This is a genomic window from Novosphingobium aquimarinum (genome assembly GCF_009746585.1).
Taxonomy (GTDB): Bacteria; Pseudomonadota; Alphaproteobacteria; order Sphingomonadales; family Sphingomonadaceae; genus Novosphingobium; species Novosphingobium aquimarinum.
Window position 1 is genome coordinate 47,916 of the sequence record NZ_WRPO01000025.1, and the last position, 7,789, is coordinate 55,704.

Below are 7,789 nucleotides of genomic sequence, written 5' to 3' on the forward strand. Positions count from 1 at the left end.
GGGCTGCAATTTTCAAAGTTCATGCGAGGCCCTCCTTCCGCAAGCGCCCGAGATGGCTTGGCCAAGTGCGCCGGATATCCACCTCAATCTCGCCGCAAACGCCGTCGAGATAGGTGAGGCAGCGATCCCGCACCTGCTTACTCGTCATCGGGCCATCAAGCTCATAGACCGTCATCAATCGAGCGGTGGCGTTGTCGATCTCCGCCGAATCCTTGAGCGGTGTTCTGATCATCGCGTTCCCGTAGAGCTGGCGCATCAGATCGAGCAGGCCTTTCTGCATCGATTTATTCTCGTCGACCCTTGAGGCCACGAACCGAAGAAACGAGAGCTGCGGCGCCAGATCATAGGATTTGAGATCTTCGATCGTCTCGTCAAGCATGGCGAGAAACGCCGCCGTCGATGAAAAATCCATCACAGTCGGCGGGACCGGCACAACCAGCGCGTTGGCGGCACGAAGGACGGAGAGCGAGATCGCGCCAAGTGCCGGCGGCGGATCAAGCACGACGACATCGTAGAGGTCGCTGACCGATGCGATACCCTGGGCCAATCGGTTCAAGAGCGTGCCCTGCCCTCGCGCCATTCGAGCGGCCAGTTCATATTCGGATTGGAACAGCCGGAGGTTCGCAGGCACGAGGTCGAGACCGTCAAAATGGGTCTTCTTGATCGCATAATCGAGCGTCTCACGCTCTCCTTCGCGGAGATAAGGATAGAGTGTTTCATCCTCGGTGAGGTCGAGATCGGGGACATAGCCAAACAGCGTGGTCGCCGAACCCTGGCTGTCACAATCTATGAGGAGAACTCGATAGCCCCTTATCGCGAGATACTGCGCGAGATGCACCGAAACCGTGGACTTGCCCACGCCGCCTTTGAAGTTCTGGATAGCAACGATGGAACAAGGATCGGACGCTTCGCGCCACGGCCGTGTGCCAAATGTCCCGCGCATGTCATTGAGCTGAGCGAGCGTGTAGCCTGTCCGCCGATTATTCTCCCCTCTTGGCGGGGCGACCAATCGCCCGTCCGCCTCGGCGTCGCGGATCGCCGCCGTTGTCCGCCCTACCAGTTCAGCCGCCTTCCCGATCGGAAAGGTCGGCTCGCGACGTTCACCGGCGCGGGCTGAACGTGCACTACTTCGCAGGCGCTCCAACACCGAGGACGATCGGCTCGCCAGAGCGGCGACGTCGAGCTTTTCCTCGTCACGAACTTGGTCCACAGCCGACGCCATTGATCCACCCTTTTTGAAATTCAATGGGTAGATGCTCGACTTTCGCTTTTTCGTCAATCTAAAGTCGATATTCGCAAGTTGAGGGAGGGATGCCTGACTTGCAAAAGCCCGATGTGCAGATAGCCCCATTTCACTGCGTAACGCCAAGGCGAGCGGCGCTCTATCCTGTCCGATTGGGGGCGTATTTTAGAAAATTGCAGGGCTGCAATTTTTGATCAGGGCCGTCCCCGGCGCGCAAAATAAGCCTCACAAAACCCTTTCCATGATCGTTCGAGCTTAGTCCCGCTCAAACGAAGGAGGCGATCACCCATTTCCTTTCGATAGGCTTCCGCGATCAGATCTACGTCCCATCCCCCACCGGAGGCTTTACCAACCGCGTAGAATTCCTCCGCTCCGTATTTCACTGAACCCGAAGGAAACACCGCGAACTTCGCCCGAACCTCGCGATCCGGAGCCGCCAGCTTCTCCGCGACGTTCGAAACGAGCGCCCGAATGTCGACCTGTGGGAGCGCGTCGGCTGCATCGACACTCACGCTCTCAACGGTACCGTCCCTGCGCGGCTGACGTCCCGCCGAGTGACGGGCAAGCTCATCAACCGTCTCTATCTGCGCGGGCGCGTCTTTCGGTGCGAAACGGAATTCGAGTTCGGCGACCGCCCTGCCCCGCCTGATCTCTACCCATTCGACCGTAAAGTGCGCGAGCTGATCGATTTCGCTCTTCGCCACGAGCAACACCTTACGGCGCAACTGAGCAAAGTCGGCATACTTGTCGGGATCGATGCCGAGCGCTGCACGCAGCCCCACCATATCTACTTTCCAAACAGGCTGCCGCCGATGGAGGCGCAGAGCGCCCTCCTCATACAGCTTCAAGGAATAGGCCGAACGGAATCCGAGAACTGCCTGCCTGTTCATAACGGCATAAGTCTGCGATTCCTGGATCAGCCTTCGCGCGTCGGGCGTGAATTGCCATTCGATCCAGCCTGTCTCCTTATCCCCATCCTCAACCTCCTCCCAAGAGGCCTGGATCAGGCTGAAACGCTTAGTGGCCCTCTTGCCTCGCCATGACTTATCGTCTTCAGCGAAGAGCGTCCGATGGAGCTCCTCCAGCATATCCACAATGCGCTCGTTGCCCTTGTGTCCCCGACGGATGTCCGCCTTGCGCATACGATGCGGGATGTCGCGCCAAGCGTCACCCCCGGCGGTCAGGATCATCAATGCGAGGAGACGAGAGGCCGTCAGACTCAAAGACTGACCCCTAACGAAGCGCACTTCGACTAGCTTACCCGGCTTTGCGAATTCGTCGCCGCCCTTGCGCGCGAGTGTCGCCGCAACCTTCATCGAGCGAACGGAAGAGACTCCCTCTTCATCTGTCGCTACAATCGGATCTGCCGATTCCCCCATTTCGAACACCTCGGCAGCGTTATCTGCCTGTCCTGACCTTGATCGTCAAGTCAGGACAGGATTGGCCGACCCATGCTTCCAAGTGCGCCCCCAATCGGACAGGATAGAATCCGCGCCCGACTCGGCGATCATGTCAGGATTCACCGCGAGTCGCGCGCAGCGGCATCAAGGCACGAAAAACCGCGTCAAAACCACGTTGATGGAGATCGAAAAGCCCAAACAGGCGCCGGCCCCCAAGAGGACAGGGTTACCCCAGACGGACAGGATACATCCCCCACGGAGACAGGATAACGCCCCCAACTGGACAGGCATATGCCCCCACGAGGACAGGAATACCCCTTATTTCCTTCACATTATCAAGGCCTTGCAGGCCCTGAATCATAGAATCATTAGAATCTAAGAATCACCCCGCCGCTTACGCGCCGGGCGTTTATCAAAAGATGATTCTTGGAAGAACAACGCCCCGAACCGATTCGCCAAACCACATGAGAAGAAGGGGAGGGGGGCCGAGATTGTGAAAGGAGCCGATCATGGCCCTCACAGCCGAACGACCTTCGCAGCAACTCATCGATCTTGTTGGCACACTTGGCGGCACATGGCACGGCAGAACAGCAATGTGCCTTTGCCCCGCGCATTCCGACAGCACACCAAGCCTATCGATCCGCCAGGGTGACCGCGGCATTCTGGTGACCTGCTTCGCCGGATGCGATCGGGAAGACGTCCTGCGTGAACTCCGACGCGTGCCCATCCGCGACCATTTCAGCTATACCGATGCTCCTGCCGTCTCATCCGGCAATGCGAGCCGACTGTGGGATGACGCCCTTTCCCTCGAAGGCACGCTGGCAGAACGCTATCTGGCTTCGCGCTATCTCGCGCCGATCAACGACGACCTGCGCTTCCATCCCCGCTGTCCGTACCGGCCCAAACCCTGGACAAGCTTCCACCCGGCTCTTCTGGTGGCGGTGCGGGAAGGGCAGCGCCTCACAGCCGTCCAGAGAATATTCCTCGATCCCATGACCGCGCGCTATCGCATGAAGCTTATGCTCGGTCGGCCAGCGGCGGGCGCCTGGCAAGGGGGAGGGCGGGGCGCCACGGTCCTTGCTCTCGCCGAAGGCTTCGAGACCGCGCGCGCCTTCACCATTCTCAATGCGCTGCCATGCTGGGCAAGTCTCGGAGCGCGGCGACTGCATCAGATCCGCCTGCCGGAGACGGTGCAAACGCTCATCCTTGCCCAGGATAATGACGCGGAAGGCCTCCGCGCCGCCGATCAGGCCGAGCTGCTCTACGCTCGCCCAGGCCTCACGATCGAACGAATGCCGCCCCCGCGCGGCTTCAAGGATTGGGCCAAGGTCCTCGAGAAACGCATGGCTGCCTGAGAGGAACGCCGCCCGTCCAACCTCGCGGAGCGAGGAATCTTTCAACGAACGCCGATTTCAGGCATGATTGCCACCATGAAGGCCTTTGTACTGACAGGTTATGGAGGACCGGAAGCGACGGTACTTCGCGAGATTCCGCGTCCCGAACCCGGACCGGGCGAGATCCTGGTCCGTGTGCATGCGGCCGGCCTCAATCCCGTCGACTTCAAGACGCGCGAGGGAAAGCTCAAGACTGTCCTGCGCTATTCCTTGCCGATCACAATGGGCAACGAGCTTGCCGGCGTCGTCGAAGCGTCCCACTCCGCCGGCTCGCAGTTCGCTCCGGGTGACCGAATTTTCGCGCGAATGCCCAAGGAAGCCATGGGGGCGTTTGCCGACTATGCAATCGTCCCGGAAAACCTCGTGGCGAGGATGCCGGCGGCACTTGATTTCGATGCGGCCGCAGGCGTGCCACTCGCCAGCCTCACAGCGCTTCAGGCCCTTCGCGACGAATTGCAGCTCAAGCCGGGAAGCCGCGTCTTCATCTCCGGTGGAGCCGGGGGCGTTGGCACATTCGCCATTCAGATCGCCAAATGGCTCGGCGCCGAAGTCACGACCACGGCTTCGCCGCGGGGAAGGGAACTGGTCGAGCGCCTCGGCGCCGATGTCGTGATCGACTACACGACGCAGCGCTTCGAGGATCATGTGCGCGACATGGATGGTGTCTTCGACCTGATCGGCGGCGACACCCTCATGAAATCGTTTCAGGTCGTGAAGCCTGGCGGCAAGGTCGTGTCGATCGCCGGGACACCCGAGCCCCAGACGGCGAGAAAGGACCTCCACCGGGGATTGCTGCTCACCGCGCTATTCTGGGCGGCCAGCTACAAGCTGCGCGCGGAGGCAAGAAAGCACGGCGTCACCTACCGATTTTTGTTCATGCACCCGAGCGGCCCTGAGCTCACCCAGCTCGCTGGCCTCGTTGAACAGAAGAAACTCGAGCCGGTGATCGACCGCGTTTTTCCCTTTGCCGACATAGCCGACGCATTCTCGCATCTCGAGTCCGGGCACGCGAAGGGCAAGATCGTGGTGCAGATGCCGGCCTGACGGGCGCCGATAGCATCCCGGCCTTCGGCACTGGCCATGCCAGCGCAATAAGAAGGGGAGGGGGATCGGAGGACTGATGCTGCCGATGGGGCAGCCAGTCCGGAGACCCCACCATGTCCGATCTCTTCGATACCGCCACCGCGGCCGAACGCCGCGCGGCCACGCTTCTCCTCAACCGTCTCCGGTCAAGCGACCCAATCACCCGGGCGAACCTCAATGCTGCCATGGTCGAGGGATATGGCGGGACCGACGCCGATGGCTTCTGGACCCAGCGTGACAGCTTCGAGATCCTCGAACACGCGCTCGCGCACCATCTCCAGTTCGGACCCTATCCCCTCCGCTCGCTCGATGACGTAGGCGCCGCCTGCGATCTCCTGGACCGGCTGCCCACCCAGACCGTTCGCAGCGAGGATCAGATCGAATGGCAGCAATTCTCGACGCCCGTCGATCTTGCGGCGATCGCCGTCCTTCTCGCCAACATCCAGAGCGATGACATCATTCTCGAACCCAGCGCGGGCAACGGCCTTCTCGTAGCGCACTGCCGCGATTTCGCAGCGCTGCAACTCAACGAATACGCGCCGGCCCGCCGTGCCCGGCTCGCCGACGTATTCCCAGATGCCGTCGTCACCGGTCATGACGGCGCGACGATCAACTCGACCCTCGCAGCCGCGCCGCGGCCGAGCCTGATCCTCATGAACCCGCCATTCTCCCGCTCGGTCGGGCTTGGCGCCGACGCACATGCCGCCGTCCGTCATCTCCAGGCAGCGCTACGCCGCCTCCAGACTGGCGGCAGGCTCGTTGCGATCATGCCCGACTGGTTTGGCCCCAACGCACGGATGCGCGATCTCTTCGAGACGACCTTGCGCGATGTCAGCGTCCAGACTTCGGTGCGGCTCGAAAAATGCTATCTCAAACACGGCACCTCGATCGCCGTCAGGCTCTTCGTCATCGACAAGGTGCCGGGCAAGACCATTCCCGCGACAATCCAACGCAGCTCGATCCGCGACCTCATCGGCGCACTTACGATCCACGACCGTGCGGTTCTCGGCGCACCCTTGGCCCCAGCTCCGAAGCGGTCGAGTAGCCCTTCGCTCTTCCGCGCCATGAAGAGCAATCGCGCGCAGCCGCGTCCGTATCACGCGCCGGTCCGCAACAATGTCCTGCCGGTCCAATACACGCCGCTCGATACGCCGGCGCCGCTGCTCGACCAGGTCGGCGTCTATCTTCCCTATCGCCCGAGCCGGATCACCTTCGAGGCCGCCGGCGAACATCCGACCGCGCTGGTCGAGTCGGTCGCGATGGGCTCAATCGCGGGGCCGATCCCTGCTTATGTGCCAAACCTGCCCGAGCGCACCGTCTCCGAGCGCCTGCTGTCGGCCTCGCAGCTCGAGACTGTCGTCTATGCCGGTCACGCCTGGGACCAGTTCCTGCCCGGCAAGTTCAGGCCTGCCAAGGAAGGCGTCGGTCTGGAGGAAGCGCCGGACGGCCGCGCCTATCGCATGGGCTACTTCCTCGGCGACGGCACGGGCGCGGGGAAGGGGCGGCAGGTCGCGGCCTGCATTCTCGACAGCTGGCTTGCCGGCCGCCGGCGCAACATCTGGATTTCCAAGAACGAGGCGCTCCTCGAAGATGCGCGACGCGACTGGACTGCGCTTGGCGGCCTCGCCGCCGACATCCAGCCACTCGCCAACTGGAAGATCGATCAGGCGATCCCGCTCGAGCAGGGCGTGCTCTTCGTCACCTATCCGACCCTTCGTTCCGCGCGCGGCGATCATAGCCGCCTCCAGCAGATCATCGGCTGGGCCGGCGAGGACTTCGAAGGCGTCATCGGCTTCGACGAGGCGCACGAGATGGGCGGCGTCGCCGGCGGCGAGGGCGCCCTGGGCAAGAAAGAGGGGTCGCAGCAGGGCATTTCCGGCGTGCTGCTGCAGAACCACCTGCCCGGCGCCCGCGTCCTCTATGCCTCGGCCACGGGCGCGTCCGACGTCAACAACCTCGCCTATGCCGTGCGATTGGGGCTCTGGGGCCCGGAAACGGCCTTCAGCAACCGTGAGCAGTTCATTGCGGGCATCCGGAAGGGCGGCATCGCGGCGATGGAACTGGTGGCCCGGGACATGAAGGCGCTCGGCCTTTACACCGCGAGGGCGCTCAGCTTCGCCGGCGTCGAATATGAGATCCTGCGCCACGAGCTGACCAGAGAGCAGATCGCGGTCTACGATGCCTATGCCGACGCCTGGGGCATCATCCACCGCAACATGGAGCGCGCGCTCGAACTGACGGCGGTGGTCGACGGGCTCGAGAATGCGACCCTCAACAGCGGTGCCAAGGCATCGGCGCGCTCACGCTTCGAATCGACGAAGCAGCGCTTCTTCGGCCAGCTCCTCCTCTCCATGAAGCTACCGACCGTCATCGCGGCCGCCAAGGCTCATCTCGCCGCCGGGCAATCGGTCGTTCTTCAGCTTGTCACCACCGCGGAATCGATCCTCGATCGGCGCTTGGGCGATCTCTCGCCCGACGAGCGCGCGAACCTGGAAATTGACCTGAGCCCGCGTGAGTACGTGTAATGTTGAGCTCAACATTAGACGTATTCTTTGCAGTCGCAGTTTATGTCGAGCGTGGCGGCAGGAGGCGCAGGTTTCCTTCGGTTTTCCATGATTTCACTCCAGATAATTACGGTTCCCTCGACCTCAACAAGTCGAAGGAACCAA

5 protein-coding genes are annotated in these 7,789 nt (G+C 62.0%); 3 read left to right on the forward strand and 2 right to left on the reverse strand.

Features of this window, described 5'->3' with window-relative positions:
* Positions 1–19: 19 nt before the first annotated feature.
* Positions 20–1,222: an AAA family ATPase gene (locus GQO94_RS18060; protein ID WP_156842811.1), complete on the reverse strand. Its 1,203-nt coding sequence runs from the start codon at positions 1,220–1,222 to the stop codon at positions 20–22.
* 215 nt (positions 1,223–1,437) lie between these two features.
* Positions 1,438–2,559, reverse strand: a complete 1,122-nt coding sequence (locus tag GQO94_RS18065; RefSeq protein WP_156842812.1) for a replication initiation protein — start codon at positions 2,557–2,559, stop codon at positions 1,438–1,440.
* Positions 2,560–3,152: 593 nt separating this feature from the next.
* Here GQO94_RS18065 and GQO94_RS18070 point away from each other — a divergent pair.
* From GQO94_RS18070 to GQO94_RS18080, 3 genes are all read left to right on the forward strand, one after another.
* The gene (locus tag GQO94_RS18070; protein ID WP_156842800.1) at positions 3,153–3,998 is read left to right on the forward strand and encodes a DUF7146 domain-containing protein; all 846 of its coding nucleotides are present in this window, start codon (positions 3,153–3,155) and stop codon (positions 3,996–3,998) included.
* Between the two features lie 75 nt (positions 3,999–4,073).
* On the forward strand, positions 4,074–5,081 hold the full coding sequence (locus tag GQO94_RS18075; protein ID WP_156842801.1) for an NADP-dependent oxidoreductase: 1,008 nt from the start codon (positions 4,074–4,076) through the stop codon (positions 5,079–5,081).
* A gap of 113 nt (positions 5,082–5,194) precedes the next feature.
* The gene (locus tag GQO94_RS18080) at positions 5,195–7,645 is read left to right on the forward strand and encodes a strawberry notch-like NTP hydrolase domain-containing protein (protein WP_156842802.1); all 2,451 of its coding nucleotides are present in this window, start codon (positions 5,195–5,197) and stop codon (positions 7,643–7,645) included.
* The last annotated feature ends 144 nt before the right edge of the window (positions 7,646–7,789 follow it).

Coding starts and splice junctions, on each gene's coding strand:
- GQO94_RS18060 (WP_156842811.1), bottom strand. CDS start 1,222: ATGGCGTCGGCTGTGGACCAAGTTCGTGACGAGGAAAAGCTCGACGTC.
- GQO94_RS18065 (WP_156842812.1), bottom strand. CDS start 2,559: ATGAAGGTTGCGGCGACACTCGCGCGCAAGGGCGGCGACGAATTCGCA.
- GQO94_RS18070 (WP_156842800.1), top strand. CDS start 3,153: ATGGCCCTCACAGCCGAACGACCTTCGCAGCAACTCATCGATCTTGTT.
- GQO94_RS18075 (WP_156842801.1), top strand. CDS start 4,074: ATGAAGGCCTTTGTACTGACAGGTTATGGAGGACCGGAAGCGACGGTA.
- GQO94_RS18080 (WP_156842802.1), top strand. CDS start 5,195: ATGTCCGATCTCTTCGATACCGCCACCGCGGCCGAACGCCGCGCGGCC.